Origin of the sequence: Chitinimonas sp. (assembly GCF_036568685.1) — a bacterium.
Taxonomy (GTDB): Bacteria; Pseudomonadota; Gammaproteobacteria; order Burkholderiales; family Chitinimonadaceae; genus Chitinimonas.
The window spans coordinates 12,333-36,696 of the sequence record NZ_DATCSC010000046.1; the positions used below are offsets into that span (position 1 = coordinate 12,333).

Below are 24,364 nucleotides of genomic sequence, written 5' to 3' on the forward strand. Positions count from 1 at the left end.
CATGGCCGCTACCGCCTCCCAACCTCTGCTCGAGACCTGCGGCCTCGGTAAATCCTTTCCCGGCGTGCGCGCCCTGCACCAGGTGGACTTTCGTCTCCTGCCGGGCGAGATCCACGTGGTCATGGGTCAGAACGGGGCCGGCAAATCTACCCTGATCAAGCTCCTGACCGGCGTCTACACGCCGGACAGCGGCGAGATCAAGCTCTCCGGCCAGACCATCCACCCCACCAGCCCTGAGGCCGCCCAGGCGCTGGGCATCAGCACGGTCTACCAGGAGGTCAATCTCTGTCCCAATCTCTCGGTGGCGGAAAACATCTTCATCGGCCGTCTGCCGCGGCGCTGGGGGCGCATTGATTGGGCCGAAGCGGAACGGCTGGCGACGCGCGAGCTGGCCGAGCTCAATCTGCATATCGATGTCAGCAAGCCCTTGGCCGACTACCCGGTCGCGGTACAGCAGATGGTCGCCATCGCCCGCGCCATGGCGCGCGAGGCGCAGATCCTGATCCTCGACGAACCGACCTCCAGCCTTGATGCCGGTGAGGTCAAGCAGCTCTTCGACGCCATGCGCTGCCTCAAGGAAAAGGGGGTGGCCATCCTCTTCGTCACCCACTTCCTCGACCAGGTCTATGCGGTAGCCGACCGTATCACCGTGCTGCGCAACGGCGAGCGGGTAGGGGAGTACCCGGTGGCCGAATTGGGCCGGCGCGAGCTGGTCAGCCGGATGGTAGGGCGCGATATTGCCGAGCAAAGCACCGCGGCGGCTCGTGCCGATCTTTGTGGCCAGGCAGCAGGGGCTGCCTTCCTCAGTGCCCGCGGTCTGGGGCGACATGGGGCGGTACGGCCGCTGGATCTGGAACTACGCGCTGGCGAGGTGCTGGGTCTGTCCGGCCTCTTGGGCTCCGGCCGTACCGAGACAGCCCGCCTGCTGTTCGGGGTCGATAGCCCCGATTGCGGTGAACTCTCCCTGGCCGAGGGCGGTACGCGCTTTCGCTCGCCGCGTGATGCCATTGAGGCCGGCCTGGGCTACTGCCCGGAAGATAGAAAGACCGAGGGCATCATTGCGGAGCTGACCCTGCGCGAGAATATCGTATTGGCCCTGCAGGCCAAGCGCGGCCTGTTCCGCTTCCTCTCCATGCGCAGGCAGCTGGCGCTAGCGCAGCACTATATCGAGCTCCTGGGCATCAAGACACCCAGTACCGAGAAGCCCATAGGCCAGCTCTCCGGCGGTAATCAGCAAAAGGCCCTCTTGGCCCGCTGGCTGGCCACCGAGCCGCGTATGTTGATCCTGGACGAACCCACCCGTGGCATCGACGTGGCGGCCAAGCAGGAGATCATGCAGCAGGTGCTGGTGCTTTGCGGAAAGGGGCTCGCCATCCTGTTCATCTCCTCCGAGACCGAAGAAGTGGTACGGGTCAGCCACCGCATCGCCGTGCTGCGCGATCGCGCCAAAGCGGGCGAGCTGGCGGGCGAAGAGATCGACGAACAGGCCGTGCTACGGCTGATCGTGGGAGCAGAAGCATGAGACACACGCTGCTCGACAAGCTGGCCCAGTGGGGCCGACATCCGCTGTGCTGGCCGGTGCTGACCTTGGTGGCGCTGCTGCTACTCAACTGGGCCTTCAACCCGCAATTCCTGCACCTGGAAATACGTAACGGCCGGCTTTACGGCAGCCTGGTGGACATCCTCAACCGCGCCGCTCCCTTGATGCTGGTGGCGCTGGGCATGACGCTGGTGATCGCTACCCGCGGCATCGACATCTCGGTCGGCGCCACGGTTGCCATTTCCGGCGCGGTGGCTGCCATGCTGATCGGCGGTACCCTGGTCATACAGGATGGCCAGCCGGTCTATGTCGCCAAGGTCCCCATGCTGCTTGCACTGCTGGCGGCCGTCGGTGCGGCCACCCTGTGTGGCTTGTGGAATGGCCTGCTCGTGGCCGGTGTCGGTATGCAGCCCATTATCGCTACCCTGATCTTGATGGTGGCCGGGCGGGGCATCGCCCAATTGCTCAGCAATGGTCAGATCATCACCATCTATTACCAGCCCTTCTTCTTTGTCGGCAACGGCTATCTGCTGGGCTTGCCGTTCCCGCTCTACATCGTGGCGGCCGTGTTCGGCCTCTTGCTCTGGCTCACTCGCCGCACGGCGCTGGGGCTATTCATCCAGGCTGTCGGCCTCAACCCGGTGGCCTCGCGCTTTGCCGGCCTCAACGCCCGCGCCATCCTGCTGTGCGTCTACGCCTTCTGCGGTTTGCTGGCGGGTATTGCCGGGCTGATTGTCTGCTCCAACGTCAAGAGCGCCGACGGCAATAACGCCGGTCTGCTGCTGGAGCTGGATGCCATCCTAGCGGTTACGCTAGGCGGCACCTCGCTAGCGGGCGGCCGCTTCAGCCTGGTCGGCAGCCTTCTGGGCGCCCTCATCATCCAGAGCCTGACCTATGCCATCTATTCGACCGGTGTGCCGCCCGAAGTCAACCTCGTGATCAAGGCCGCCGTGGTGTTCGCTGTCTGCCTGCTGCAGTCCGAGACACTGCGCCGCTGGGTCTTTCAACCGCGCCTCAAGGGGGAGGAAGCATGAAGCTCAAGCTGACTCCGCGTACCGTACCGCTCCTGGTGACGGTGCTGCTGTTCGTGCTGATGTTTGCCGTCGGCTCCTGGCGCTACGAGGGTTTCTTCGCGCCACAGGTCTTTCTCAACCTCTTTATCGACAACGCCTTCTTGCTGGTGGTCGGTGTAGGGATGACCTTTGTCATCCTCTCCGGCGGTATCGACCTCTCGGTTGGCTCGGTGATCGCCCTGACCACCATGGTCACCGCCTCCCTGGTCGAGCATCACCAATGGAGCATCTGGGCGGTCATCCTCCTGGTGCTGCTGATGGGCAGCGCGCTGGGCCTCCTGATGGGCGTGTTGATCCAGGTCTTCCGGCTGCAGCCCTTTATCGTCACCCTGGGTGGGATGTTCCTGGCGCGCGGACTCTGCTACCTGATCAGCATCGACGCCATCACCATCACTGAAGCGAGCTATAGCGTCATCTCGCAGCACCATATCGTGCTCTGGGCGGACAACTTCATCTCCTGGAACGTGGTGATCGCTCTGGTCGTGGTGGCGCTGGCCATCTACCTGGCCCACTACAGCGCCTTTGGCCGCAACGTCTATGCCATAGGCGGCAATGAACGTTCTGCCGTGCTGATGGGCTTGCCGGTGGCCCGTACCAAGATCCTGGTCTACACCCTCAGTGGCTTCTGCTCGGCACTGGCCGGCGTGGTGTTCAGCTTCTACATGCTCTCGGGCTACGGCCTGCACGCACAGGGCATGGAGCTCGATGCCATCGCGGCGGTGGTAATCGGTGGCACGCTCTTGAGTGGCGGCGTGGGCTATGTATTCGGTACCGTCTTCGGTGTACTTATCCTCGGCCTGATCCAGACCCTGATCATGTTTGACGGCACGCTGAGCTCCTGGTGGACCAAGATCGCCATCGGCCTCTTGCTGTGTGGCTTTTGCCTCCTGCAGCGGCTGTTGGAGCCCCGTGCCGGCCAGGGGGCATCGCGCTGGCGTGGCCTGCGCCGCAAGCGCGCCAAACAGGCTGCGCCCAGCGGCAACGGCCGGTTCGTGGGGGTGGATGGATGAGCGGTACGGCGGTAGCGGTGGACTGGGGCAGCACCCATCGGCGTGCCTATGTGTTCGGCGCGGATGGCACGCTGCTGCATCGCCACGCAGACGCCGAGGGCGTGCTCAAGATAGGCAGGGATTTTGCCGCCTCGCTCAACCGCCTGCTGGATGGGCTGCCAGGCCCGCGGGCGGGCAGGGTGGTGATGTCGGGCATGATAGGCAGCCGCTCGGGTTGGGTGGAGGCACCCTATCTGCCCACTCCTGTCGACGTGGCTGGCCTGGGCCAGGCCTTGCAGGCTGTGCCCTTTGATGGTGTCGAGGTTGCCATCGTGCCCGGTATCTGCGACGACACCGGGCCGGACGTCATGCGTGGCGAGGAGACCCAGCTCCTGGGAGCGTGGCTGCAGGAGCCCGTGGACGGTGTCTACCTGCTGCCGGGCACGCATAGCAAATGGGTGGCAGTGCGGCATGGCCGTCTGACCGGCCTGCATACCTTTATGACTGGCGAGCTGTTCGCCGGCCTGCGCCAGCAGGGCACGCTGGCGGGGGTACTCGGTGAGCGTGCCGATGTCTGGTCGGCTTTTGATGCCGGCCTTGCCGCCGCAGGAACGGGTGCCGCCAGCCGCCTCCTCTTCGGCGTCCGGGCTGCTGTCCTGCGGCAGCGCTTGGGGCCGGATGAGGCCCTGTCCTATCTCTCCGGCCTTTTGATCGGCATGGAATGGACCGACCCCTTGACCTCGGCACTGCGTAGCGAGGGCGAACTCAGGCTGGTGGGCGATACCACGCTCGCTGCGCTATACCGCCGCGCCGGAGAGTACTGGCAGACCCCCGTGCGCTGCATGGACCCGGACGCCGCCTATATCACCGCGGCAAGACGACTACTGGGCGGGAGCCAGAGATGAAGGAACTGATGCTACCCGCAATGCCCCTGGTGGCCATTTTGCGGGGCCTGCAGCCGGAGCGGGCGACCGAGGTGGGCGACATTCTCTACCAGGCCGGCTTTCGCCTCCTGGAGGTGCCGCTGAACCGCCCAGGCGCCTTGGCAGCCATGCAGGCGATGCGACGTCATCTGCCAGCGGATGCCCTGGTCGGTGCCGGCACGGTACTGAGCGTGGAGCAGGCCAACGCCGTGGCCGAGGCTGGGGGACAACTGGTGATTTCGCCGGATTGCAATCCGCTGGTCATTGCCCGGACCCGCGAACTCGGCCTGCTATCCATACCGGGTGCCGCCACGCCCAGCGAGGCCTTTGCGGCCCTGCGGGCCGGGGCGCATGCCGTCAAGGCCTTCCCGGCCGAAGGCTTGCCGCCCGAGGTTATCAAGGCCTGGCGCACCGTATTGCCGCCCGAGTTGCCCATCCTGCCGGTGGGCGGGATTACCCCCGAGCGGCTGATACCCTATCTGCGTGCCGGCGCCAATGGCTTCGGGCTTGGCGGGGCGCTGTACCAACCGGATTTGGCACTGCCGGAACTGGCCGAACGGGCAGCGGTCTTTGCTGCTGCATGGCGGGCTGCTGCCCAAGCCTGAAAAAACGGAGACGGTATATGCAAGGCAGACAATTTGGCCGCAGTGGCCGCAAAGTATCGGCCATTGGTTTTGGTGCCTGGGCCATCGGTGGCAGCTGGGGTGATGTATCGGAGCAGGACGCCGAAGCAGCGCTACATGCTGCCCTGGATGAAGGCATGACCTTTATCGACACCGCCGACGTCTATGGCGGTGGTCGGTCCGAGCGCTTGGTGGCCAAGGTGTTGAAGGCCCGTGGCCGGCCCGATGTGATGGTGGCCACCAAGGCCGGCCGGCAGATCAGCCCGCACGTGTCGGCGGGCTATACGCCGGCGGTGCTGGAGCGCTATATCGATGACTCGCTGCGCCGGCTGGAAGTCGACGCGCTGGACCTCTTGCAGCTGCATTGCCCCCCGACCGAGGTCTATTACCGTCCAGAGATTTTTGCCGCGCTGGATGGTCTGGTCGTGCGTGGCAAGCTCAAGGCTTATGGCGTGTCGGTCGAGAAGGTGGAGGAGGCGCTCAAGGCGCTGGAATACCCGATCAGCAGCGTGCAGATCATCTTCAATATGCTGCGGCACCGTCCGGCCGAGCACCTCTTTGCCCGTGCCCAGGCGCAGCAGGTAGCCATCATTGCGCGGGTGCCGCTGGCAAGCGGCCTGTTGACCGGCAAGCTGACGCAAGCCAGCACTTTTGCGGCCGATGACCATAGACAGTTCAACCGTCATGGCGAGGCCTTCGATGTGGGTGAAACCTTCTCCGGTGTGCCGTACGAGGTGGGGCTGGAGGCAGTCGAGGCCCTGCGGCAAGTGGCCGGCGATGTGGCCCTGGCCCAGTTTGCGCTGCGCTGGATACTGATGTTCGATGCAGTGACGGTTGCAATTCCTGGGGCACGCAACCGCCAACAGGCCGCCGCCAATGCGGCGGCGGGTACATTGCCGGCCTTGTCGGCCGAGCAGATGGACGAGGTTGAGCGCATCTATCGCACCCTGGTCAAACCCCACGTCCATCAGCGCTGGTGAGTTCGCAGGCCGGACGCCGGCGTGATGCACTGACGCCAGCGCCCGGCGCCATCAATGGTCAGCCCAGACCCTGCTTGGGGCGGCCGGCGGGGTTGGCCGAGCCCGGCATATTACGGCCGCCCTCGCCACGGCTTTCCCGGTCACCCTGCTGCTTGCCGCTAGCCGTAGTATTCCCCGACTGCTTCTGCTGGCGATGACCTTCGCCGCTCTCGATGCTCTTACGGCCATTGTCGAACGGCTTTTGGCCGCCGCTGGCCACGCCGCGTTCCTGACCCTGGCGGCGGGCTTCATCCCTTTGCTTGCTGGCGGTACTGGCCTGTTCGCGCTGCTTGTCCTGGTCCTGGGAGAAGTTGGTAGGCATGGTGCATCCTTTCCATAGTGTTGTCCGCATGGTTGGCAAGCTGGCGCGGTATTGCTCCCTCGTGGCGATGCGGATCGGCTGTGCCAGCCCTCTATGCCGGGCAAGGGGCATGCCTGCCGGTCCGGGGTGGGGCACGGCCAGCGCCCACATTTCTCTGTCCAGGGCGTGCTGCGCTTGCCGTGCCGTCTTCCCTCAAGCGCCGGCACGGCGTTTGCCGGGCGTAGGTGTCCAGACCAGCAAGGGAGGCAGCCATGACCACCATCGCATGGGACGGCAAGACCGTCGCCGCTGATACGCAGGCCAACAACAGCGGCCTGCGCTCGCGTACCAAGAAGTTGTTCCGGCTCAAGGATGGTGCCACCTACGGCTTTACCGGCGAGATACAGGATGGCCGGGTGGTCTACGAGTGGCTGGACAATGGCCAGCATGAGCCCAGGCCGACCGTCTCCGCCGGCTTTGTCGCCCTCTTGATCTGTCCCGATGGGCGGGCTTACACCATGGAAGACAAGCTGGTGCTGCTACCGGTACTCGAGCCCTTCCGGGCCATTGGTTCCGGGCGTAATTTCGCCATGGGCGCATTGGCTGTGGGAGCGGATGCGGTACGTGCCGTGGCGGCGGCCATTGCGCTGGATGTGTACTCGGGTGGGGAGATCGAAACCCTGCCGGTGGTACCCCAGATCAAGCAAGCGCAGGCCGATCGGGCGGTGTTGTAGGAAAACGCCTACAGGCGCTGTCGCCCTTTTCCTACCATCGAATCGGGTGTGCACAAATTGCCGCATCGGTGTGCAGAACCAACAATTCAGCCATAGCCACCCTCGATCTCGGGGCATGCCCCGGGTCGACCATAAAAGGAGCCATGGCCATGTTCGAAGAAACCTTCCGCCACGAGTCGACTGACCCTGCAATCTCCACCGTATTGTCGTTTGCCCGACCGGATGGTAGCCGTCGTCGCGCGGTCCGCCCGGTACTGGCCAGCGAAGATGGGCCCGACAAATTTGGCCAGCTGTACGGCGCATCCAGCGCTATGCGGCAGGTATTCGGCCTGATCGAACGGGTTGCCCCGACCGACGCCAGTGTGCTGGTGGTCGGCGAAAGTGGCTGCGGCAAGGAGCTGGTCGCCCAGACCCTGCACGACAAGAGTCCGCGTGCGGGCCAGGCCTTTGTGGCACTCAATTGTGGTGCCTTGCCGGCCAATCTGATCGAGGCCGAGCTGTTCGGTTATGAGAAGGGTGCCTTCACGGGCGCCGCCAAGACCCACCAGGGCTATTTTGAGCGGGCCGAGGGCGGCACGCTGTTCCTGGACGAGATCACCGAGATGCCGCAGGAGATGCAAGTCCGCCTGCTGCGCGTGCTCGAGACCGGGACTTTCACCCGTGTTGGTGGCGATCAGGAGATTTACTGCAATGTACGCGTGGTTGCCGCCACCAACCGCGAGCCCATGCAGGCTGTGGCCGATGGCTATCTGCGTGAGGATGTGCTGTACCGTCTGGCCGTCTTCCCCATCGAGCTGCCGCCGCTGCGTGAGCGTGACGAGGACGTACTGCTGCTGGCCCGCATTTTCCTCGACGCGCTGAATACCCAATACGGCACCGACAAGCGTTTCGCGGGTGATATCGAAGCTCGACTGCATGGCTACGACTGGCCCGGCAATGTGCGTGAGCTCAAGAACTGCATCCAGCGTGCCTACATCCTGGCGGAAGCCGTGGTGGAGCCCGATACCGCCAGCCCCTTCAAGCCGGCGGCCCGCACCATGACGAAAGATCCGCTGAGTTTCGAAGTGGGCGTATCCATTGAGGAAGCAGAAAGGAAGATCATTTTTGCCACGCTGGAGCGCTTTCAGGGCAACAAGCGGCGCTCGGCCGAGGTGCTGGGTGTCAGCCTCAAGACGCTCTACAACCGTCTCAACGAATATGCCGAGCGCGGCCTGATGGAGGCTGAACCGGCGCTGGCGGCCTGAGGACGCCGGGGAGAAGGATGGCTATGCAGACCCTGCGCACGCTGCTCGCTCAGAACGACTGGGAAGCCTGGCTGGCCGCCACCTGCATGCTGGTGGCCAGCTTCGCGGCCTTGCTCTTGTTCAAACGCCTGCTGCTGGGGCGGGTTCGTCGCTGGGCCAGCCGCACTGGCTGCGGCCTGGACGATCTCCTGGCCGAGGTGGTAACGGCAACCTACTCGCTGGTTCTGCTGATCGTGGCTTTGCACCTGGGCGCCAACCAATTGGTGCTACCCGCCCGGCTCGATACCGGGCTTGATCGGCTGCTCATGGTGGCCTTGCTGGTTCAGGGCGGGAACTGGTTGATCCGGGGCCTGCTGGGTTGGCTGCGCTACAAGGCGCAGCAAGGTGCAGGGCGCAATGATGCCGCCATGGCTACCCACCTCGCACTGGCCGGATTTCTCTTGCGGCTGGTGGTTTGGGCGGTGGTATTGCTGTCCATCCTGGCCAACCTGGGCTTCAACATCAGTGCCCTGATCGCCTCGCTGGGCATAGGCGGCGTGGCGGTGGCACTGGCGGTGCAGAACATCCTGGGCGACCTGTTCGCTTCCATGTCCATCGCGCTCGACAAACCCTTTGTGGCGGGCGATGCCATCGTCGTCGACAACATCTCCGGCATGGTGAAGCAGGTGGGTCTCAAGACCACGCGTGTCCAGTCCGACTCGGGAGAGGAGGTGGTGTTCGCCAATGCAGACCTGCTCAAGAGCCGCATACGCAACTACAAACGCATGAATGAGCGCCGCGCCGTATTCAGTTTTGGCGTGGCGCACGGTACGCCGTTGGAGAAATTACGCCGCCTGCCAGCCATCTTGCAGGAGATCGTCGAGCAGGTACCCGACGCGCGATTTGACCGTGCCCATTTGCAGGCACTCAAGCCCGGCAGTATCGACTACGAGGTTGCCTACTACATGCTCAAGCCCGCCTACAAGGTCTTCGTGGCCGCGCAGGAGGCGATCAACCTCGCGTTGCTGGAGCGACTGGCAGCCGAAGGCATCGCGCTCGCCACCACCGGTCCAGTCATCGAACTCGCCGGCCTCCTGCCGGCCGGACAGCGGCTGGATGGCCCGGCGGTGCGCACCGATAGCGCTGGTACGGCAAGGCCGCATGCGGCCCGTGCCTGAAGTGGATCAATTCGAGCAAGAAGAAGGAGGTGGAGCATGTTCGCCAAACAGAACAAGGGAGAGAACGCCATCCCGACGTTCGAGCCGGATGCAGACCTGCTGGAGTGCCTGGGTGCGGAGGCCTGGATATCCTTGCCGCCGCTGCCCTTGGCGGACCCTGACGATGATGCGGCCGAGACCGCTTAGAACTGTGCTGGTGGCCGATTGCGGTAAAGGCAGGGAGCCCGTACCGGTCCGGTACGGGCTCTCTTTGATCGGTACTGTGGGATCGGTAAGGTGTCTTGGCCAAGGCATGGGTGCCGCTACAAGACGGCACCCCGGAGCATGGCGCCTAAGCTACTCCCAGTAGGGGCGCACCCCGTAGTAGAGGTGTAATTGCTGGCCCCAGTAGAAGTTGGCCATGCTGGGCCAGTTGTGCTTGTTGAAGGTGGGTGCATGCTCGAGTTTGTCGCGGGTGGCATCCAGTACGAAACGCTTTTCGTCGATGTCCATGTCCAGGATCTGCCAGGGCAGGGCGAACAGGTGATCACCCAGACCGAGGAAACCACCTGCCTTCAGAACGGCATAGGCGATCCGGCCGCGTTGTACGTCAAGCATGATGCCCTTGAGTTCGCCCAGCTTTTCGCCTTGCGGGTTGATGACCTCGCAACCGACCAGATGCTCCGAGAGCGAAAGGAAAGGCCCGGGGCCCTGCGCCTGGTTGGTGACTTCGCGGCCGCTGGCGATCCTCACATTGCCTGGCAGCAGATGGTCTGCATCCTCGGCAGCGAAGTCGGTGTGGTCGAATTCAAACTTGGGTGCGGGATAAACCATGGTGTATCTCCTTGACCGTATTGACCTTTAGTGGGTGCAATAGGCATTACGGACCGCCCAGGCCCCTATACCCCTGTATGTTGCAAACTTCATGCCTTGGCGATCCTGTCCCGGCAGCACGCAAGGGGTGGCTTGAGCTGAACAGGGTTGGGTGAGCAGGATTTACCCGCTGGCGTGCAAGTCTCGCCAACAACAAGCGACCGGACACAGCAGGAGAAGGGCGATGTTGCAAGAAGCGACGGTAGCACCAGTCGAGGCGACCCAGACGGGGGTACGGTCGGTGCAGTGGGGGGGCGTGCTCGCAGGTACGTTCGGGGCGCTGGCCATCCAGCTCTTGGGAGTGTTGTGCGGCCTGGTGGTCGGCCTCTCGGTCGGCCAGGTCGGGCTGGATGATGCCGGGGTAGTCATATTGCCGCTGTCTGTGTCGCTCTGGCAGGCCTTCTGCACCGGCGTGGGCGTCTTCATCGGCAGCTTTCTGGCCGTGGCCATTCGTCCAGGTCTGGGCCGGCTGCAGGGCGTGGTGCATGGTTTCCTGGTATGGGCAACCACCACGGTACTGCTGGCCCTGCTCTCCTGTACCTCGGCCAGCCTGTTTCTCGGCGGGGTTTTCCACAACGCCAGCGGCTTCGTCAGCCGTGCCAATCTGCTTGATGCAGCACCGCGTAGCGACAGCGCCGGCATGCAGCTCGACGGCATGCTCAAGAATGCAGCCCGCGAGCTGGTACTGAGCACGGTCAACGTCCAGTCGGCGCGGGAGTGGCAGATCCAGATCGAATCGGGGGACCGAGAGCAGGCCATCAGCTACCTGGTCAAGGTCCTGGGCTTTCCGCACAGCCGCGCCGTGGTGCTGGTGGACCAGGCCTTGATCCTCTCCGGCAACCCTGAGCGCGCCTCGCAGCAGGCGCGGCAGGTGGCCAAGCGCAATCTGGAGGTGCTCAACCAGACCAGCAAGACCATGCTGGCCGCTGTGGCGGCGTCGTTGTTGCTGGGCATGCTGGCAGGGGGGGCTGCGGCGGGCGTATTGCCGCGCCGGCTTTGAGTCGACAGCTTCAGTCGATGAGCTGGTTCTTCAACGCGTAGGCCGTGACGTCCGCATTGCTGTTGAAGCCCATCTTCTCGAACAGGCGGCTGCGATAGGTGCTCACCGTCTTGACGCTGAGGCACAGCGTGTCGGCGATCGCGCTGAGCGGCTCGCCGGTGGCGAGTTTGCAGAGGATCTGGAATTCTCGTGGCGAGAGCAGCTCGTGCGGGTGCTCCGGCAGTGGCATGCCAAACTGCTCCAACAGTTTTTGGGCAATAGCCGGGCTGACGTAGCGCTTACCACGAGCCAGGGTATGGACCGCCGTCACCAGGTCTTCCGGGTCGCATTCCTTGTTCAGATAACCGCTGGCACCGGCCTTGATGAGGTTGAGCGCGTATTGCGACTCCGGGTAGGCGCTGAGCATCAGCACCGGCAGTTCGGGGCGTAGCGCCTTGATCTGCTTGAGCGCATCGATGCCCGTCTTCCTGGGCATGGAAATGTCCATCAGCACCACGTCCAGTTCCCGCTCGCGCACTTCCTGCACGGCCTCTTCACCGTTGGACGCCACGCTGACAACCTCGATCTCGGGATCTTCCGCCAGAAACTGCTTGAGTCCGGCGCAGACGATGGCATGGTCGTCGGCAATCATTACCTTGATCATCGTGTTTCTCCTGATCGCAGCGCCTAGGCCTGCTAACGGATGGTCGACCAAGCCCGTTCGCTTGGCAAGTCCGGGTCGCCGTCGTCCTCGCTGGACGCAGTAGTCTGCTGCGGACCTGACGCCAATTGGCTGCGCAGCAATTGCAGTACAGGTCCCAGCAGGGGGCGCAGACGCAATAGTCCACGTCGCCCACGCGGATGACTCAGTAGGGCCCCTGCAAGCAAGGTGAGGGGCAGCAAGAGAGTGGGGTGCCTGAGCAGTGCTGATAGCGCCCGCTGGCCCCGCTGCAAGGCCGTTGCCATGGTGTGCTGACGGCCTTGCAGGCTGTGTTGCAAGGTGTCACAACGGCGGCGCAAATCAGCGCGGCGCATGATCATGGTGCCAGAGTGCCCGGCTGCGCTTGAAGCGCATATCGTCCAGGCAGCGGGTTGCCAGATAGTGGGCCAGGCAGGCTAACAGCGCATCCGCCACACTGACCGTCAAGATGGCGAATGACCAGGACATTCCCGCCTCCTGCAGGGCGGCGATGGCCGCGAGGTTCAGCCCTAGCCAGCAGGTCATGGCGGCGATCATTGCCGCTACCAGCCAGCGAGTGCCAACCACCAGGCTGTGGACAGCGAGCTGGCCTTCCAGCTTCAGCAGGCCGATGCGCTCTTGGCAGTAGGGACCCAATTGCTCATGCAGTATGGCGCCTTGCGCAAGCAAGGTCCGCAGGGCTTCTTGGGACGAGGTCGGTTGCTCGGTTTCCATGGCGCAGTTCCGTTGAGCAGGCGCTTACCAGGACGCAAGCAACGTGCCGGCTTCAGGTCGCGGGCGAATCGGCTGGCTCGCGCGCCGGTAGGGGCAGGCGTACCTGGATGGTGGTGCCTTCGCCCGGCGCGCTATTGATGCGGAAGGTACCGCGCAGGCTCACGGCCCGCTGCCGCATGCCGGAGAGGCCATGCGAGAGCGGACTGTTCATGGCCGTGTCGGTCAAGCCGATGCCGTCATCCTTGATGGTCAGCTGGCAGTACTCGTTCAGTATCCGCAAGGTGACCCAGACCTGGCCGGCCTTGGCATACTTGGCCACATTGCTCAGTGCTTCCTGGGTAACCCGGAACAGTGTGATCGCCATCTGTTCGGGCAGGTCCGGCATCTCGACCGGGAAGTCCATGATCGGCCGCAGGTTGGCCCGTTCGCAGACCTGCTGCACCTGCCATTCCAGCGCCGGGACAAGGCCCAGGGTATCCAGGGCCGAGGGACGTAGCTCCTCGATGATGCGGCGTTTGATATCCACGCTGGTGTCCAGGTTCTGGATCGCATTCTCCAGCTTCTCGGCCAGCTGCGGCTCGCTGTCGCGCAGCTTGTAGAGCACATAGGTCACGTCCATCCGGGCAGAGATGACCAGGCTGCCCAGTTCGTCGTGGATATCGTGGGCGATCTTGGCCTTTTCGCGCTCCTGCTCGTTCTGCAGATCGGATGAGAGCTCCGAGAGCACGGCGGTCCGCTCTTCCACCAATTGCTCCAGCTCGTGCTGGCGGGCTTCCACCGAGCGCATCTCCTGGGTCTCGCTGCGCAGTTCACGCTGCGAGCGGGTATAGAGCAGCAGGAGCAACAAGAGGTTGATGGTCGACAATATCCCCACCCCAAGGCGGGTCACCATCACGTCCGACTTCCACTGCCGCATATCGTCCTGGTAGAGGCGGGAGGTACGGCCTATCGAGAGGTCGATCTCGCGCTTGAGCCGCTCGGTATCCTCACGGCCCAGGCTGTTGCGCATGCTGTTCCTGTCGCCCGGCTTGGCCAGCTTGAAGCCCGATTCCAGCCCCTGCATACGCCTGTCCACGCTGGTCCGCAGCAGGATCAGCTGCTGTAACTGCTCCGGCTCACGCTCCCAGATCTCGTGCAGACGCGCAAACAGACCATTCAAGCGGTCAGGTGCCAAGCGCCAGGCGGTCAGGTATTCGGTCTGTCCGCTCAGGTAATAACCCCGCTGCGCTGCCTCGGCCTCGGCCACCACGGAGCTCACTTCGCGCAGCAGGCCCTTGGCCTCGATGGTGTGGCCAAACTTCTCTGCGGCTACGGTCAGGCGTCGGTTCGCCAGTTCGGAAACGATCAGGAAGGTGGCGGAGAAAAGCACGCCCAAGGCTACGAAAACCGCGGTCGTAAAGCTCCGCCTGATTCGACTCATGGCTACCCTCGGTTGATGGATCGTACCGCCAGGCCTACAGCCTGACATACCGTGACCTGGTCCCGGCCCACAGGTCTGACCCCCGGTGGGCCGGGATGTTTCCTCCTTGGGCGGCAGGCCTTACATCGCCGGGTGTAATTGCTGCACGTCCGCGTCTTGTGCTTGCTGTAGCACCGGCTCGTCGGCCGGGCACGCTATCTGCAGCTCCACAGGCATGGGCATGGGCTGGCTGGTAATACCGGCAGGACTCGTGGCGCTGCCTAGGCTGGTTCATGCCCTCCCTTACAACACCCGGAGCATAGATCATGAGCGAAACCGCCATGCATTCCCAGCGCGACAAATCCTCCTTCAAGCCGCAGGGCAGCGAGGCCGACAAGCAAGCCACCCACGCCCAGGGTACCCGCCGCTGGCAGGAGGCGGCCGCCCGCAGCAAAACCCGGCAGCTGTCTGCTGGCGATGCCCAGCAGGCCTTCCATGAGGACCTGTCTGGCTTTATCGCCGAAGTGGAAAGCCTGCTTGGGCAGGGTACCAGCCTCTCTGCCGAGGCGCTGGCCGCTTCGCGGGCCCAGATCAGCGAGCGCCTGGCCGGGGTCAAGACCCAACTGGTCGAGCTGGGTGAGGAAGCCGGCCAGGGCACGGAGCAGATGGTGGATGCCGCACGTGGCTATGTACGCGAGCGCCCTTTGCAGTCGGTGGGTATCGCGCTGGGGCTGGGGTTGGTGGTCGGCTATCTGCTGCACCGCCGCTGAACATTCCTGAAGGCGTGGGCACGCCATGAAAACGCCTGCTGTACTCCCGCGCCTGGCCCGATGGATAGGCTGGCTGGTGGGTATCCTGGCCGCGCTGCTGATCGGCGCCACCTTGCTGCTGTACTACTTCCCCTGGGATCGCCTGCGTCCTCACATCGCCCATGAGGTCAGCACGCGTTTGGGCCGCCAGTTTGAAATGCGTGGCCCGCTGCAAGTCCATCTGGGCTGGCAGACCCGCATCGTGGCGCATGATCTCTATCTTGAGAACTCGCCCTGGAGTGCGGCGCGGCAAATGGCGAGGGTGGGCACGCTGGATTTGACGCTCGACCTACCCGCCTTGTTCCACCAGCGCATCGAGCTGCCCCGCATCGTCTTGACACAGGCCGACATACTGCTCGAGCGTGATCCGCAACGTGGTGGCAACTGGCAGTTCGATCGCCCGCCGGGCTCGTCCGGGCAGTGGCGGCTCGTGACCGGTCAGATGGCGCTGCGCGAGGGCAGGCTACGCTTTCTGGACCCCGCCGCAGATACCGCCTTGGTGGCCAATATGGGCATGCAGGGCGAGCATGTCGGCCAGCTAAGCGTAGCGATTGAAGGCCGCTACCGTAGCTTGCCTACCACTGCCTCAGTACAAGTGGCGCTGCCGGTTGATTGGCAGAATCTGGCCAGTACCTATTCCATCTCCGCGCAGGGGGAGGTCGGGGCCACTCGCTTCGAAGGACGGGGGACGGTATCCGAGCCAGCCCGGCTGGCCGGTTTGGATCTCGACTTTACCTTGCGTGGCCGCAGCCTGGCTGAGCTCTATCCCATACTGGGCCTGCCGTTACCCGCCACACCGGCCTACCGTTTGGCTGGCCGTCTGCAGCACCATGCCCAGTACTGGCAGTTGCAGGATTTCGACGGCAAGGTTGACGGCAGCGATCTTGCGGGTACTTTCAGCGTCGACCGCTCACGGCGACCGCAGCAGATCGTCGCCGACCTGGTCTCCAAACGCCTGGACCTCAAGGATCTCTCCGGCTTTGTCGGTGCCCGTTCGACCAACGGTACACCTGCCCCGCAGCCTGTGGGAAAGCTGCTGCCACATGGGCAATTCAATCTGGACAAGCTCAATGCGGCGGATATGGATGTGCACTTTGCCGGGCAGCATATTGCCACGGGCACGCTGCCCTTCGAGTCCCTGCATGCCCACTTGCAGTTGAGTGGCGGCCAGCTACGGCTTGCGCCAGTCAATCTGGGTGTCGCCGGTGGGCGCATAGCAGGCGTCATCCAGCTGGATGCTCGCCAACCCGCCATTCGTACCCATGCCGATCTGGCGGTGGAACGAGTGCAATTGCACCAACTCTTTCCTCGCCTGAAATTGCAGAAAGCCAATGTGGGCGCGATTGGTGGCAAGCTCAATCTGGCCATGCAGGGCAACTCGGTGGCCGACATGCTAGGCCAGGCCGATGGCAAGGTCCTGCTGCTGATGAATGGCGGGGCGGTCAGCAAACTCCTCCTGCGCCTCTCCAACCTCGACCTGGCCAATGCACTGCTGGTGCTGTTGGCTGGGGATCAGCAAGTGCCGGTACGTTGCCTGGCGGCCGAGCTGCCGGTGCAGCATGGTGATATGCAGGTCCAGACCCTGCTGCTCGATACCGACAAGCAACTGGTGGTAGGCGAGGGCAACATCGATCTGCGTAACGAAAAGCTGGCCCTGCGTCTACGCGCCAAACCACGTGATGCCAGCTTGGTGGCCCTGCGTGGCCCTATCCTGATCGACGGCACCTTTGCCCACCCTGCGGTGCATCCACAGCTGGGCCAGGCTGCCGGTCGCTTGACCCTGTCCGCCTTGCTGGCAGGCGTGGCTGGGCCGCTTGCGCTGGCACCGCTGGTGCAGCTGCGCAGCGGCGATACCGAGGACCATTGCAGCAGCCTGGTGAAGCGGCTACGCCAAGCGACCAGGGCAAGCCCGGCTGAGCAACGCTAGCGGATGGCGGCACGCTATATGCCTCTCCTGGTTTACCTTCTTTGCAGACAGGAGCAGCGTCATGAAGACATCAGCTATAGCAGCGGTTGCCATGATGGTTCTAGCCGCTTGCACGAGTACGGCAAGGCAGCCGGGGTCCAACATTATTGCAGATGACCACTACGGGGTCGTGACCCGGGTCGACACCAAGGCGGAGTCGGGTAGCAAGGGCGTGGGTGTCGGGGCGGTGATCGGCGGGGTTGTCGGCGGCGTGGTGGGCAACCAGGTGGGCAAGGGGAACGGCAATACGGCGGCCACCATTGCCGGTGCGCTAGGTGGGGCTTATGTGGGCGACAAGGTGCAGCGTAACGAAGACAAGCGCCTGGTCTACCAGGTGGAAGTCAGGCTGGACGATGGCCGTTATAGCACCGTGACGCTGGCCGACGGCTCTTTCCGCGAAGGGGATAGGGTGGAGCTGCGCAACGGTGCCTTGCTGCACCGTTGAATCGCCACCGTGCTCCCGAATCAGGCCAGCAGATAGGCGGACAGGCACCCATGAATCGGTGCCTGTCTGCGTGCCTGTCTGCTGTTGGGGGGAGCGGGCTGCCATACAGGTAGTCTGTGCTGCTTCAGTGGGTCTGGCGCCGCTGACCCGCTTCCTGTGGTGCCGGTGGGGGAGCGATACCGGCCAGGTTGCCGCCTTCCCCTTCCCATGTCTGTACAGGCTCGAGCGGGGCTTTGCGTTCGCCTGCCGGTGGGCTCAGGCGGCGCCGGCGTTCTGCCCGCCAGATACTGGCGATAAAGAGCGTCAGGCCGGCCCCTAGGCCGATGGCGATGGCATTACGTTTCATGATGGGCTCCTTGCAAAGATGGGGTGGGGTTCAGGCCGGGTTGTCCAGCAACCAGGCCAGCTCCTGCGGTCGGCCTTGTCCCGCTGCCAGCAGCGCTTCCAGCAGACGGCTGGTGGCAAAGTCCGTATCACCAAGCTGATGTAGTAGCGCACGATAGCTGTCTGCCCTGGCGCGTTCCGTAGCCAGGTTGTCGCGCAACATGTCTCCGACCGAGTCTCGCTCGGCATAGGCCGTAAAGCTGCGTATGGCGAGACGGTCGGGGCAGAAGTCCGGCTGCCCACCCAACTGCACGATACGGGTGGCAATGGCATCGGCGTGCCGCATGCACTGCTTGGCCTGCTCGGCGAAGTTGGCTGCCACCTTGTCTGCCCCCAGGCTGCTGGCGGCGTAATGATGCTGCTTGCAACGCAGTGCGCCGACCAGTTCGGTCGCAAGCGCACTGTCGAGCAGGGCGATGGTGCTGGCGGGTAAGGGGGCAGTCTGAGCAGGCATGGTTGTTTACCTGTGTGGTGCTAGCGTGGCTTGCTGCGCGTACCCAGCAGATAGCCTACCGCCGCACCGGCTACCGCCACGGCTGCGAGGCTGGCGGCCGGGTGCCGTGCCACGTAGTCGTAGTTGCTGTCTTCCATGGCGTGGCAATAGGCGGCGGCCTGACGGCTGTGTTCACTCAGCTTGGTACGGGTCTGGCGGGACATTTCGGTCAGTGCACTGCGCACCTTGCCTGTGGTGGTTTCGGTACCGCTGTTGTGTTGGTGTTCCGGCATGACGAGTCTCCTTGGGGGGGCTGGATGGCCGGCTAGCGGCGTATCAGGCCCAGCAGCAACGTGATGGCAAATATCAGCAGGAAGATGAAGAACAGGATCTTGGCGATCTCTGCGGCGCCGGCGGCGATGCCGGTAAAGCCGAACAGCGCCGCGACCAGCGCGATCACGAAAAAAACGGCGGCATAGTGCAACATGACAATCTCCTTTTCAGCCAAGGCGGTATGCGAGGCTCAGGTCTCGTGCCAGTGATGGGGAACGGAGTCCACCGTCGGTGTATGGCTGGTTGGCCCTGAGCGTGCATCGCCGGTACGGTGGGCTGTTTCCTGCGGCTGGATGAGCTTGGGTTCGGGCGGCATTGGCAGGTTCGGGTGCCAGGCGGCCGCAGGCACCACCGACCAGCAGGATGCTGCAGAGCAGAGGACCCAGCGTCACAAGGCGGTGGGTGGGGTTGGCGATGGGGTGAACGGATCGCATGATGCGGTCTCCCGGTTCTGCTCGGGCACCCGCCTTTTCCCTGGCGGGTGCCCAGGTGGGTCTACGACTTGAGCTGGATATCATTCTTGACCGACTTGACCCCCGCCACACCGCTGGCGAGCTTGCCGGCCTTGTCGATGTCGGCCTGGGTAGTGACGAAGCCACTCAGCTGCACCACGCCCTTGTAGGTCTCGACCTTGACGCCGGGCAATTTGGCATCGGTCACGATGGCGGTCTTGACCTTGGTGGTGATCACGCTGTCGTCTATGAACTGACCAGCGGTCTCCTTGCTGCCGGTATCGGCCTGCAGTGGCAGGCTGGCGGCCAGAAAGCCGCCCAGCAGCAATGGGAACAATGGATTGATGGTATTCATGGTGTTCTCCTTCACCTTGTCCGAATGGGGCGCTTTGCGCTGCTGACAAAACCCAACGAAGCGGTTCTGGCTTCCCCGCAAGGAGGGGCCGAGGTGGTAGGGGCTAAAGCACCAACAACCGCACTCAGGCGTGTGAGAGCAGGCGCGTGCAACGGACACTACGGGCAGTACGGCAAGCTCGCACGACAACGCCAGAAGGGTCCTGTCAGTGGCGCGTCTCCCAGTCCCGGAGTTGCTTCTCGACTTCATCCTTGGTGATGCCGTAGCTTTCCTGGATGCGGCCGGCCAATTGGTCTCGCCGGCCGGCGATCTGGTCCAGTTGGTCGTCGGTCAATCGGCCCCAGCGTTCCTTCACCTTGCCGGAGAATTGCTTCCAGTTTCCTTCAACGATGTCCCAATTCATGGTGGACTCCTTGTCAGTGGTTTAAGAGGCACGGTCAGTCGTGCGCAATCTCTATATGGCAAGCTGTGTGCCGGCTGGATTTTTGTTTTTAATCAAATTGTTAATCAACTTTGCGAAAGCCTGTCGCCACTGTTTCGGTAAGACTTTCCTCGTGCGCTGTAAAAGCTGCTGGCCAGGCTCAGAGCCAGTAGGCCCAGATACTGGCACCCCACTCCTTGATGCGCTGGCTCAGCGGTCGATGACGCCAGGCTTCGGCCGTGATGGACTGGGCAGCCGTCTGGTCCTGCTCGAACATCAGCAGCATCTGGGCCGCGAAGTCGCGGCTCAATACCTCGGCGTTGAGCTCGTTGTTGTGTAGGAAGCTGCGCCAGTCGAGGTTGGTCGACCCGAGGCTGGACCAGACGCCGTCAACGACTGCAGTCTTGGCGTGCAACAAGGCATCCTGGCGTTCATAGAGTTTGACGCCGGCGTCGAGCAGGGCCTGGTAGTGGGCTCGGCCGGCGTTCAGCGTCATCCAGGTATCGGTGGTGCCTGGCAGTATCAGGCGGACATCCACGCCGCGCCGTGCCGCAGCACACAAGACCTGCAGCAGCTGCGGGTCGGGCACAAAGTAGGCATAGGTCAGGTAGACCTGTTTCTCTGCATGGCTGATGGCCGATATCAGGCTCAGATAGACTTGGCTATAGGGGTCGTCGTAGCGGCTGGCAATGGCGCGTACCAATTCCTCGCCGCGCTTGGCGAGGGTAGGGAAATAGCCGCCGCCAGCTAGCGGCTGTCCCGACTGTGCTTGCCAGGTATCCAGGAAACTCTGCTGGAAGTCCCGCACCACAGGTCCCTCGATCTGCATATGGGTATCGCGCCAGGGTGGCGACTTTCCCCCATCCGTACCGTGGTGTTTGAAGGGGCGTGAGCCGCGCGAATACACCTTGCTGATATTGATGCCGCCAACAAAGGCGATCCTGCCGTCCACCACCAGGAGCTTGCGGTGGTCCCGGTTGTTCAGTAGCCATTTCCCCCTGGCCTGCAGAGGGTTGAGCGGGTTGAACTCCAGAACCCGCATCCCGGCTGCCCGCAGTTGCTCGAAGAAGACGCTAGGTGTTTCCAGGCTGCCCGCGCTGTCGTAGATCAGGTTGATCTGCACGCCTTGTCGCTGCTTCTTGCGCAGCAGCTCGGCAAACTGTCTGCCGATCTCGTCGTCGTCGAAGATATAGGTTTCCAGATTTATGTGTTCGCGCGCTGCCTCGATGGCCGTGAACATGGCTTGGTAAGTAGCCGGGCCATCCTGCAAGAGCTTGAGCCGGTTGCCGGTGACGATGGGCTTGTCGAGCAGGGCAGATTCGAAAGCCAGATGGCGATCCAGGATGTCGTTGCGTTGTTCCTGGCGCAGCCGCTCCAGGATGGCCGTGCTCTGCGCCGGGCTGAGCATCCGTGGGCCGCGCTGCAACTGGGGGGAGGCGGTGCCATTCTGCCGCAGCGTTTGCTGCAGGTCGGGCGGCGTGGCACAGGCGGTAAGCAGCAGACTGGCCAGCAGGGCAGCTACGTGAGCGCAGGTGGGGCAACGCATGGTAGGCCTCTCCAGTAGCTACCCGCCGGTTTTTACTTCAATGCCGCCTATGCCACAGGCCGCTCTGCGCATCTTTGCGGTAGCTGCGCTTCACCGCGCCCCAGGCCACACGGTGCGCAGTCTCCTCGCGGGAGGCATGGGCACGCCGACGTGCTGCACGGCGATAGGTATCCCAAGCCTGGTTGTAGGCTGCCAGATAGATGTGCTGGGCATGGGCCGGCAGTACATGCTGAACGCCGACCGGCAGATCCGCGATGCGTCGGTAAGGCATGTTTGGTCCCTCAATGGGCCTTCACGACCGTATTGTTCTGAACCGATTTCACACCTTCTACACCTTGGACAAGCTTGGTGACTTCGTCACTCAGCGCTTGGGTGCCGACTTCGCCACTGATGGTGACGGTACCGTCCAGGCTGTCAACATTCAGCGGCAGGGTCTTGAGCCCGGCGTGGGCGGCGAGGGCCGTCTTTACCTTGGCGGTCAGCGCGGCGTTGCCGATCTTGTCTCCCACGCTGGCGTTGCCCGGTTCGTTGCTGCTGACGCGTGGTGCGGGCGGTTCGGTGGCCGGCGTGGTCTCACCTACGGGCGGCATGCTGCTGGCGGTGGGGGGGACCTCGTCCTGTTCATGCTTGCCACAGGCAGTCAGGCCGATACCTGCGATCAGCGTGGCCAGAAGGCCGGTAAGGATAAATGAGCGTTTCATGGTTGCTCCTTGTTGAGTGCCGGTCGTCAACGACCGTGACATCTCCATGGGCAGCAACTGGCGTGCCGAGTGGCGAACGCCCGACGGCACAAGGCTTTCGAGGTCGCAAGCGAGAGGCGTGGGCGAGCGCGGCATAACTGTCTTGCCTGCGCTTGGTAAGACTTACCCGGTCCGCGTGTTCGATCCCGATACGGCATGCACTTTGCTGAGCCTAGGAGAGGTGGCAAGCATATGGTGAGGGTGGGTATGGATGACAATACGCATGACCGACGCCGACGAATTCGGCCGTTGATGGAGAAGGAGGATGTTCCATCCCTGAGGTTGGCGAGCGGGCTATCCGGTGCCATGGCCGTATCGGGTGCCGGTGGGGGGAGCGTGGCGGCTGTGTCGGCTGCCAGCGGGGGCGCTTTCATGCTTAGCGGCGGTGCCATGGTGCCGGCCGAGGTCGATGCGTTCTTTCATGCGCTGTATGCCGACCGCGAACTGCAGGGTGATCTGGTGGGTGACACCCGTCTTGCCTCGACCGTGCCTTGGCCGACCCTGTCTGGCGCTGCAAGCGGCCCGTTGCCGGCTGGCGACGGTTCGGAGGCCGATGCGCGGCAAGAGGCGGTACGTCAGCTGGACGAGGACTATCGGCAGTACCGGCGGCAGCGCTATGACGAGTCCTTCGATGAATTCACTGCCTGGCGACGGCGGCGCGATCTGGCCGCCTACCGGCGCCAACTCAAGGCGAGAGCCAGTGGTCAGGAGGACTAGGGACGCGTTGCAAAAGCGTCGGGCGCCGCGTTAGTGACAAAACCGGGGTTCTCAGTGTGACTGGCCACGCTGTTTACGTTGTTCCACTGCCGGTATGCGCATCATCTGGCGGTACTTGGTGACTGTGCGGCGGGCGACCTGCAGGCCCTGGCGGGTCAGATGGCGCATGATCTCGGCATCCGATAGTGGTTGGCTTGGCTTCTCTGCCTTTATCATCTCCCGGATCGCCGCGCGGATCGCGGTGGTGGAGCAACTGTTACCCCCTCTGGTCGCGAGCGCGCGGGAGAAAAAGTATTTCAGCTCGAACACCCCGGCCGGGGTCGCCATATATTTGTTGCAGGTGGCGCGTGATACCGTCGATTCATGCAGCGACAGGGCCTCGGCAATTTCCTTGAGCCCCATGGGTTGCATGGCCAGCGTGCCATGCTCGAAGAAGGCCTGCTGGGCTACCACGATGGCGTCCGCCACCCGCAGGATGGTATTGAAACGCTGCTCGATATTGCGCACTGTCCAGCGTGCCTCCTGCAAATGGGAAGCCAGCTCGCCATGGTGCGATTCACGGTGGCGATGGAACAGCTCCGCATAGAGCTGATTGAGCCGTATCTTGGGCACAGCCGCTGGGTTAAGGGTGGCGACCCAGCGACCATCCAACCGACGTACGATGATATCCGGCGTGAGGTAGTTGGCGGGTTGTGCGCCGAGCCGCCAGCCCGGTCGAGGATCAAGCTTGGCAATGAACCCACAAGCCTGCTGTACGGCCTCGACAGGCTGTTGCAGCTGTTGGGCGATGCCGGAGACGTCGTGCTTGACCAGGCGTTCAAAGCAGGTCTCGACAATCTGCAGCGGCAGCGCCGTGACCTCCTGCGGTAGCGCATGCAACTGTAGCTGCAGGCACTCCCGCACGTCACGGCAAGCCACCCCGGGCGGCTCCAGCGACTGCACCAGATTCAGAGCGAACTGCAGCTCAGCTGTATCCACCGCACCCAGCCCCGGTGTGGCCTGCAGGGCCTCAAGGCTGCTGCGCAGATAACCATCCTCGTCCAGGGTCTCAACCACCACGCCGGTCAGCAGGCGGTCGCGGTCGGACAGGTTGAGGAGGTTCAACTGGGCTTGCAGATGCTCGTGCAGGCTGGGTTCCATCGGCGCCTGCTGGATGGGGTCGCGCTCAGGGTCCTGGAGGCTGGACGCTGGGGCCGAAGCCCAGCTTGGTTCCTCGTGTTGCGGCGACATACCCTCACCCATATCGTGCTCGTCAGCCGGCAAGGTGGTTTCGTCGTCCATTCCGCGGTCGGCCTCGAGTATTTCTCCTGCATCATCCGCTTGATCAAGGGGGGCATCCCCCCATTCCAGAAAGGGGTTGCTGCTCAGGGCCTGCTGCAGCTCCTGACCAAAGTCCAGCGATGAGAGCTGCAATAGACGTACCGCCTGCTGCAGGCGCGGCGTCAGCGATTGGGTCTGTCGCGTTTCGAGTCGGAAGGCGGGGGCACTCATAGCGGCTCCTGATCTATGGCGTGGC

30 protein-coding genes are annotated in these 24,364 nt (G+C 63.5%); 15 read left to right on the plus strand and 15 right to left on the minus strand.

The window, feature by feature from the left end; translation table 11 throughout:
- Position 1 precedes the first annotated feature (1 nt).
- Genes VIM95_RS07080 through VIM95_RS07105 form a run of 6 tightly spaced genes read left to right on the plus strand, consistent with a single transcriptional unit; the run spans position 2 to position 6,128 of the window.
- Positions 2 to 1,522, plus strand: coding sequence for a sugar ABC transporter ATP-binding protein (locus VIM95_RS07080; RefSeq protein WP_331984329.1), 1,521 nt, complete (start codon positions 2 to 4; stop codon positions 1,520 to 1,522).
- Positions 1,519 to 2,574, plus strand: a complete 1,056-nt coding sequence (locus VIM95_RS07085; RefSeq protein WP_331984330.1) for an ABC transporter permease — start codon at positions 1,519 to 1,521, stop codon at positions 2,572 to 2,574. Before VIM95_RS07080 ends, VIM95_RS07085 begins: the two co-directional genes overlap by 4 nt.
- The gene (gene yjfF, locus VIM95_RS07090) at positions 2,571 to 3,623 is read left to right on the plus strand and encodes a galactofuranose ABC transporter, permease protein YjfF (RefSeq protein WP_331984331.1); all 1,053 of its coding nucleotides are present in this window, start codon (positions 2,571 to 2,573) and stop codon (positions 3,621 to 3,623) included. Before VIM95_RS07085 ends, yjfF begins: the two co-directional genes overlap by 4 nt.
- Positions 3,620 to 4,507, plus strand: coding sequence for a 2-dehydro-3-deoxygalactonokinase (locus VIM95_RS07095; protein WP_331984332.1), 888 nt, complete (start codon positions 3,620 to 3,622; stop codon positions 4,505 to 4,507). Before yjfF ends, VIM95_RS07095 begins: the two co-directional genes overlap by 4 nt.
- On the plus strand, positions 4,504 to 5,130 hold the full coding sequence (locus VIM95_RS07100; protein WP_331984333.1) for a 2-dehydro-3-deoxy-6-phosphogalactonate aldolase: 627 nt from the start codon (positions 4,504 to 4,506) through the stop codon (positions 5,128 to 5,130). The genes VIM95_RS07095 and VIM95_RS07100 overlap by 4 nt, the downstream gene beginning before the upstream one ends.
- A gap of 17 nt (positions 5,131 to 5,147) precedes the next feature.
- Positions 5,148 to 6,128 carry an aldo/keto reductase gene (locus tag VIM95_RS07105; RefSeq protein ID WP_331984334.1) on the plus strand — a complete coding sequence of 327 codons (981 nt, stop codon included), beginning with the start codon at positions 5,148 to 5,150 and terminating at the stop codon, positions 6,126 to 6,128.
- Between the two features lie 58 nt (positions 6,129 to 6,186).
- Here VIM95_RS07105 and VIM95_RS07110 read toward each other — a convergent pair whose 3' ends face one another.
- The gene (locus VIM95_RS07110; RefSeq protein ID WP_331984335.1) at positions 6,187 to 6,489 is read right to left on the minus strand and encodes a hypothetical protein; all 303 of its coding nucleotides are present in this window, start codon (positions 6,487 to 6,489) and stop codon (positions 6,187 to 6,189) included.
- A gap of 251 nt (positions 6,490 to 6,740) precedes the next feature.
- On the opposite strand from VIM95_RS07110, the gene VIM95_RS07115 reads away from it, so the two are divergent.
- From VIM95_RS07115 to VIM95_RS07130, 4 genes are all read left to right on the plus strand, one after another.
- A complete protein-coding gene (locus VIM95_RS07115) occupies positions 6,741 to 7,202 on the plus strand; it encodes a hypothetical protein (protein WP_331984336.1) in 462 nt (153 codons plus the stop codon).
- A gap of 149 nt (positions 7,203 to 7,351) precedes the next feature.
- A complete protein-coding gene (locus VIM95_RS07120) occupies positions 7,352 to 8,446 on the plus strand; it encodes a sigma-54 dependent transcriptional regulator (RefSeq protein WP_331984337.1) in 1,095 nt (364 codons plus the stop codon).
- Positions 8,447 to 8,469: 23 nt separating this feature from the next.
- Positions 8,470 to 9,603 (plus strand): mechanosensitive ion channel family protein, encoded by a 1,134-nt coding sequence (locus tag VIM95_RS07125; protein WP_331984338.1) that lies wholly within the window; start codon positions 8,470 to 8,472, stop codon positions 9,601 to 9,603.
- A 36-nt stretch (positions 9,604 to 9,639) separates the two neighbouring features.
- On the plus strand, positions 9,640 to 9,789 hold the full coding sequence (locus VIM95_RS07130) for a hypothetical protein (RefSeq protein WP_331984339.1): 150 nt from the start codon (positions 9,640 to 9,642) through the stop codon (positions 9,787 to 9,789).
- Positions 9,790 to 9,939: 150 nt separating this feature from the next.
- On the opposite strand, the gene VIM95_RS07135 is transcribed toward VIM95_RS07130, so the two are convergent.
- A complete protein-coding gene (locus VIM95_RS07135) occupies positions 9,940 to 10,416 on the minus strand; it encodes a PRC-barrel domain-containing protein (protein WP_331984340.1) in 477 nt (158 codons plus the stop codon).
- 223 nt (positions 10,417 to 10,639) lie between these two features.
- On the opposite strand from VIM95_RS07135, the gene VIM95_RS07140 reads away from it, so the two are divergent.
- Positions 10,640 to 11,455, plus strand: coding sequence for a hypothetical protein (locus VIM95_RS07140; RefSeq protein ID WP_331984341.1), 816 nt, complete (start codon positions 10,640 to 10,642; stop codon positions 11,453 to 11,455).
- A gap of 10 nt (positions 11,456 to 11,465) precedes the next feature.
- On the opposite strand, the gene VIM95_RS07145 is transcribed toward VIM95_RS07140, so the two are convergent.
- The 3 genes from VIM95_RS07145 to VIM95_RS07155 form a co-directional block, all read right to left on the minus strand.
- The gene (locus tag VIM95_RS07145) at positions 11,466 to 12,098 is read right to left on the minus strand and encodes a response regulator transcription factor (protein WP_331984342.1); all 633 of its coding nucleotides are present in this window, start codon (positions 12,096 to 12,098) and stop codon (positions 11,466 to 11,468) included.
- 357 nt (positions 12,099 to 12,455) lie between these two features.
- Entirely contained in the window at positions 12,456 to 12,848 is a 393-nt protein-coding gene (locus VIM95_RS07150) for a hypothetical protein (RefSeq protein ID WP_331984343.1), read from the minus strand.
- A gap of 52 nt (positions 12,849 to 12,900) precedes the next feature.
- A complete protein-coding gene (locus VIM95_RS07155; protein ID WP_331984344.1) occupies positions 12,901 to 14,268 on the minus strand; it encodes an ATP-binding protein in 1,368 nt (455 codons plus the stop codon).
- 305 nt (positions 14,269 to 14,573) lie between these two features.
- On the opposite strand from VIM95_RS07155, the gene VIM95_RS07160 reads away from it, so the two are divergent.
- The 3 genes from VIM95_RS07160 to VIM95_RS07170 all read left to right on the plus strand — a co-directional run bounded on the left by VIM95_RS07160 (position 14,574) and on the right by VIM95_RS07170 (position 17,467).
- Positions 14,574 to 15,017: a DUF883 family protein gene (locus VIM95_RS07160; RefSeq protein ID WP_331984345.1), complete on the plus strand. Its 444-nt coding sequence runs from the start codon at positions 14,574 to 14,576 to the stop codon at positions 15,015 to 15,017.
- Positions 15,018 to 15,042: 25 nt separating this feature from the next.
- Positions 15,043 to 16,983, plus strand: coding sequence for an AsmA family protein (locus tag VIM95_RS07165; protein ID WP_331984346.1), 1,941 nt, complete (start codon positions 15,043 to 15,045; stop codon positions 16,981 to 16,983).
- Positions 16,984 to 17,152: 169 nt separating this feature from the next.
- Positions 17,153 to 17,467, plus strand: coding sequence for a glycine zipper 2TM domain-containing protein (locus VIM95_RS07170; protein ID WP_331984347.1), 315 nt, complete (start codon positions 17,153 to 17,155; stop codon positions 17,465 to 17,467).
- A 124-nt stretch (positions 17,468 to 17,591) separates the two neighbouring features.
- On the opposite strand, the gene VIM95_RS07175 is transcribed toward VIM95_RS07170, so the two are convergent.
- The 9 genes from VIM95_RS07175 to VIM95_RS07215 form a co-directional block, all read right to left on the minus strand.
- The gene (locus VIM95_RS07175) at positions 17,592 to 17,813 is read right to left on the minus strand and encodes a hypothetical protein (RefSeq protein ID WP_331984348.1); all 222 of its coding nucleotides are present in this window, start codon (positions 17,811 to 17,813) and stop codon (positions 17,592 to 17,594) included.
- 30 nt (positions 17,814 to 17,843) lie between these two features.
- Positions 17,844 to 18,305, minus strand: coding sequence for a ferritin-like domain-containing protein (locus VIM95_RS07180; RefSeq protein ID WP_331984349.1), 462 nt, complete (start codon positions 18,303 to 18,305; stop codon positions 17,844 to 17,846).
- A 20-nt stretch (positions 18,306 to 18,325) separates the two neighbouring features.
- Positions 18,326 to 18,577: a hypothetical protein gene (locus VIM95_RS07185; protein WP_331984350.1), complete on the minus strand. Its 252-nt coding sequence runs from the start codon at positions 18,575 to 18,577 to the stop codon at positions 18,326 to 18,328.
- A gap of 32 nt (positions 18,578 to 18,609) precedes the next feature.
- Positions 18,610 to 18,771 carry a DUF1328 family protein gene (locus VIM95_RS07190; RefSeq protein ID WP_331984351.1) on the minus strand — a complete coding sequence of 54 codons (162 nt, stop codon included), beginning with the start codon at positions 18,769 to 18,771 and terminating at the stop codon, positions 18,610 to 18,612.
- A gap of 341 nt (positions 18,772 to 19,112) precedes the next feature.
- Complete coding sequence (locus VIM95_RS07195) at positions 19,113 to 19,424, minus strand: BON domain-containing protein (RefSeq protein ID WP_331984352.1); 312 nt, start codon at positions 19,422 to 19,424, stop codon at positions 19,113 to 19,115.
- 205 nt (positions 19,425 to 19,629) lie between these two features.
- Positions 19,630 to 19,827 carry a CsbD family protein gene (locus VIM95_RS07200; protein WP_331984353.1) on the minus strand — a complete coding sequence of 66 codons (198 nt, stop codon included), beginning with the start codon at positions 19,825 to 19,827 and terminating at the stop codon, positions 19,630 to 19,632.
- Between the two features lie 178 nt (positions 19,828 to 20,005).
- The gene (gene cls / locus VIM95_RS07205) at positions 20,006 to 21,391 is read right to left on the minus strand and encodes a cardiolipin synthase (protein WP_331984354.1); all 1,386 of its coding nucleotides are present in this window, start codon (positions 21,389 to 21,391) and stop codon (positions 20,006 to 20,008) included.
- Between the two features lie 37 nt (positions 21,392 to 21,428).
- Entirely contained in the window at positions 21,429 to 21,662 is a 234-nt protein-coding gene (locus VIM95_RS07210; protein ID WP_331984355.1) for a ChaB family protein, read from the minus strand.
- A 10-nt stretch (positions 21,663 to 21,672) separates the two neighbouring features.
- The gene (locus VIM95_RS07215) at positions 21,673 to 22,092 is read right to left on the minus strand and encodes a BON domain-containing protein (protein WP_331984356.1); all 420 of its coding nucleotides are present in this window, start codon (positions 22,090 to 22,092) and stop codon (positions 21,673 to 21,675) included.
- Between the two features lie 246 nt (positions 22,093 to 22,338).
- Between VIM95_RS07215 and VIM95_RS07220 the strand changes: the two genes are divergently transcribed.
- Positions 22,339 to 22,848 (plus strand): hypothetical protein, encoded by a 510-nt coding sequence (locus tag VIM95_RS07220; protein ID WP_331984357.1) that lies wholly within the window; start codon positions 22,339 to 22,341, stop codon positions 22,846 to 22,848.
- A gap of 51 nt (positions 22,849 to 22,899) precedes the next feature.
- On the opposite strand, the gene rpoN is transcribed toward VIM95_RS07220, so the two are convergent.
- The gene (rpoN, locus tag VIM95_RS07225; RefSeq protein ID WP_331984358.1) at positions 22,900 to 24,339 is read right to left on the minus strand and encodes an RNA polymerase factor sigma-54; all 1,440 of its coding nucleotides are present in this window, start codon (positions 24,337 to 24,339) and stop codon (positions 22,900 to 22,902) included.
- Between the last annotated feature and the right edge of the window lie 25 nt (positions 24,340 to 24,364).

Excerpts from the sequence above, each read along its gene's own strand:
- VIM95_RS07080 (WP_331984329.1), top strand. The coding sequence starts at position 2 with ATGGCCGCTACCGCCTCCCAACCTCTGCTCGAGACCTGCGGCCTCGGT.
- VIM95_RS07085 (WP_331984330.1), top strand. The coding sequence starts at position 1,519 with ATGAGACACACGCTGCTCGACAAGCTGGCCCAGTGGGGCCGACATCCG.
- yjfF (WP_331984331.1), top strand. The coding sequence starts at position 2,571 with ATGAAGCTCAAGCTGACTCCGCGTACCGTACCGCTCCTGGTGACGGTG.
- VIM95_RS07095 (WP_331984332.1), top strand. The coding sequence starts at position 3,620 with ATGAGCGGTACGGCGGTAGCGGTGGACTGGGGCAGCACCCATCGGCGT.
- VIM95_RS07100 (WP_331984333.1), top strand. The coding sequence starts at position 4,504 with ATGAAGGAACTGATGCTACCCGCAATGCCCCTGGTGGCCATTTTGCGG.
- VIM95_RS07105 (WP_331984334.1), top strand. The coding sequence starts at position 5,148 with ATGCAAGGCAGACAATTTGGCCGCAGTGGCCGCAAAGTATCGGCCATT.
- VIM95_RS07110 (WP_331984335.1), bottom strand. The coding sequence starts at position 6,489 with ATGCCTACCAACTTCTCCCAGGACCAGGACAAGCAGCGCGAACAGGCC.
- VIM95_RS07115 (WP_331984336.1), top strand. The coding sequence starts at position 6,741 with ATGACCACCATCGCATGGGACGGCAAGACCGTCGCCGCTGATACGCAG.
- VIM95_RS07120 (WP_331984337.1), top strand. The coding sequence starts at position 7,352 with ATGTTCGAAGAAACCTTCCGCCACGAGTCGACTGACCCTGCAATCTCC.
- VIM95_RS07125 (WP_331984338.1), top strand. The coding sequence starts at position 8,470 with ATGCAGACCCTGCGCACGCTGCTCGCTCAGAACGACTGGGAAGCCTGG.
- VIM95_RS07130 (WP_331984339.1), top strand. The coding sequence starts at position 9,640 with ATGTTCGCCAAACAGAACAAGGGAGAGAACGCCATCCCGACGTTCGAG.
- VIM95_RS07135 (WP_331984340.1), bottom strand. The coding sequence starts at position 10,416 with ATGGTTTATCCCGCACCCAAGTTTGAATTCGACCACACCGACTTCGCT.
- VIM95_RS07140 (WP_331984341.1), top strand. The coding sequence starts at position 10,640 with ATGTTGCAAGAAGCGACGGTAGCACCAGTCGAGGCGACCCAGACGGGG.
- VIM95_RS07145 (WP_331984342.1), bottom strand. The coding sequence starts at position 12,098 with ATGATCAAGGTAATGATTGCCGACGACCATGCCATCGTCTGCGCCGGA.
- VIM95_RS07150 (WP_331984343.1), bottom strand. The coding sequence starts at position 12,848 with ATGGAAACCGAGCAACCGACCTCGTCCCAAGAAGCCCTGCGGACCTTG.
- VIM95_RS07155 (WP_331984344.1), bottom strand. The coding sequence starts at position 14,268 with ATGAGTCGAATCAGGCGGAGCTTTACGACCGCGGTTTTCGTAGCCTTG.
- VIM95_RS07160 (WP_331984345.1), top strand. The coding sequence starts at position 14,574 with ATGAGCGAAACCGCCATGCATTCCCAGCGCGACAAATCCTCCTTCAAG.
- VIM95_RS07165 (WP_331984346.1), top strand. The coding sequence starts at position 15,043 with ATGAAAACGCCTGCTGTACTCCCGCGCCTGGCCCGATGGATAGGCTGG.
- VIM95_RS07175 (WP_331984348.1), bottom strand. The coding sequence starts at position 17,813 with ATGAAACGTAATGCCATCGCCATCGGCCTAGGGGCCGGCCTGACGCTC.
- VIM95_RS07180 (WP_331984349.1), bottom strand. The coding sequence starts at position 18,305 with ATGCCTGCTCAGACTGCCCCCTTACCCGCCAGCACCATCGCCCTGCTC.
- VIM95_RS07185 (WP_331984350.1), bottom strand. The coding sequence starts at position 18,577 with ATGCCGGAACACCAACACAACAGCGGTACCGAAACCACCACAGGCAAG.
- VIM95_RS07190 (WP_331984351.1), bottom strand. The coding sequence starts at position 18,771 with ATGTTGCACTATGCCGCCGTTTTTTTCGTGATCGCGCTGGTCGCGGCG.
- VIM95_RS07195 (WP_331984352.1), bottom strand. The coding sequence starts at position 19,424 with ATGAATACCATCAATCCATTGTTCCCATTGCTGCTGGGCGGCTTTCTG.
- VIM95_RS07200 (WP_331984353.1), bottom strand. The coding sequence starts at position 19,827 with ATGAATTGGGACATCGTTGAAGGAAACTGGAAGCAATTCTCCGGCAAG.
- cls (WP_331984354.1), bottom strand. The coding sequence starts at position 21,391 with ATGCGTTGCCCCACCTGCGCTCACGTAGCTGCCCTGCTGGCCAGTCTG.
- VIM95_RS07210 (WP_331984355.1), bottom strand. The coding sequence starts at position 21,662 with ATGCCTTACCGACGCATCGCGGATCTGCCGGTCGGCGTTCAGCATGTA.
- VIM95_RS07215 (WP_331984356.1), bottom strand. The coding sequence starts at position 22,092 with ATGAAACGCTCATTTATCCTTACCGGCCTTCTGGCCACGCTGATCGCA.
- VIM95_RS07220 (WP_331984357.1), top strand. The coding sequence starts at position 22,339 with ATGGATGACAATACGCATGACCGACGCCGACGAATTCGGCCGTTGATG.
- rpoN (WP_331984358.1), bottom strand. The coding sequence starts at position 24,339 with ATGAGTGCCCCCGCCTTCCGACTCGAAACGCGACAGACCCAATCGCTG.